Here is a 1,631-nt window from a genome sequence, read left to right on the forward strand (position 1 = left end):
CAGTGACAGCGCCCCCACGATCATCGCAACGTGCACGGCCAAAGCCACATTGGCGAGGAAGCCGAGGAAGCCGTAGGCCACGAACATGAAGGCGACGACGAGGATCGAGCCGATCACGCCCGCGATCTTGCCGGCATGGATCGAATCCTGACCAAGGCCCGGACCCACCGTGCGCTCTTCAATGATGGTGAGTTTGGCCGGCAAGGCGCCGGCGCGCAGCAGCACGGCGAGATCGTTGGCGCTCTCGGCTGTGAAGTTGCCTGAAATCTGCCCCGTGCCGCCGAGAATAGGTTCACGGATGACGGGCGCCGAAATGACCTGGTTGTCGAGGACGATGGCGAAAGGTTTACCGACATTCTGCTGGGTCGCCTGACCGAACCGGGTGGCGCCTCGCGAATTGAACGTAAACGAAACCACTGGCTCGTTTGTCTGCGAATTATAGGTCGGCGTCGCCTGCGACAGGTCTTCGCCCGACACGATGACGCGGTTCTCCACCAAATAGGGAACCGGAGGATCGTCTTGAGAATACAGGATCGAGTCGCCAGCCGGCGGCCGGCCTTTCATGGCGTCCTGGACCGGCATCGAGGTGTCGACCATCTGGAACGTCAGCTTGGCGGTCTGGCCGATAATGTCCTTAAGCCGCTGAGGGTTCTGAAGGCCAGGCACCTGAACGAGGATGCGATCGTCACCCTGCCGCTGCACGATCGGCTCGGTCGTGCCAAGCGCGTTGACGCGTCGTTCGACAACTTCGATTGCCTGTGACAACGCCGTTGTGGTCCGGTACTTGAGGCCGGCATCCGTGACGGTAAATTTCAGCAGCCCAGGCTCTGAATCATCCAGCGTCATCGACTGAACGGAGCCGCCGGTGAATAGACCGGCATTTACCGGATTTGTAATGGGTTTCAGCGCTGCCTTGGCCGCATCGACCTGGTTCTGGTCGCTGATGCGCACCTGCACGGTGCGACCGGTGCCGGAAAGCCCGGTATAGTTGATCTTGGCTTCGCGCAGCAGGGTCCTGATCTCGTCGCGCGTCGTCTCCAGTTGGTCCTTGATCAGATCGTTCTGATCCATCTGGAGCAGGATGTGCGAGCCGCCTTGAAGGTCGAGGCCGAGCGTCATCTGCCGTTTCGGCACCCAGCTCGGCAGTTGCGCCAGCGTGCTTGCCGGGAAGAGATTGGGCGCGGCGAGGATCACTGTGACGGCCACAGCCAGCCAGATCAGGATCATCTTCAGGCGCGAGAAATACAGCATTCGTTCTTATCCGTTCAGGCGTACAAGCGGCAGCGTTCCGCCATCGAGGTGATGATTACTTCTTGGCGTTCTGGTTCGCCACCGGCTCGCCCTTGACGCGCACGTCGGAGATCGTCGAGCGCAGCGCCGTCACCTTGGTTCCGCCGCCAAGGTCGATCTCCAGCTCATTGTCGTCGATCACCTTGGTCACCTTGCCGACGAAGCCGCCGCCGGTCACCACCGTATCGCCGCGGCGCACCGCGGCCAGCATCTCCTGGCGCTTCTTCAGCTGCGTGCGCTGCGGCCTGATGATCAGAAAATACATGATCACGAAAATCAGGACAAACGGCAAAATGCTGATGAACATATCGGGCGAGGTGCCGACGCCTTGGGCGTATGCC

General features: G+C 60.9%; 2 protein-coding genes. Both read right to left on the reverse strand.

Translation table 11 applies throughout. The annotated features are described in order from the left end of the window. A partial coding sequence (secD, locus tag EOA38_RS35930) for a protein translocase subunit SecD (protein ID WP_127301445.1) occupies positions 1–1,251 on the reverse strand: 1,251 nt, incomplete at its 3' end. A gap of 55 nt (positions 1,252–1,306) precedes the next feature. Further along, positions 1,307–1,597: a preprotein translocase subunit YajC gene (gene yajC, locus EOA38_RS35935; RefSeq protein ID WP_189435162.1), complete on the reverse strand. Its 291-nt coding sequence runs from the start codon at positions 1,595–1,597 to the stop codon at positions 1,307–1,309. Positions 1,598–1,631 lie beyond the last annotated feature (34 nt).

It is taken from the genome of Mesorhizobium sp. M1E.F.Ca.ET.041.01.1.1 (assembly GCF_003997355.1).
Taxonomy (GTDB): domain Bacteria; phylum Pseudomonadota; class Alphaproteobacteria; order Rhizobiales; family Rhizobiaceae; genus Mesorhizobium.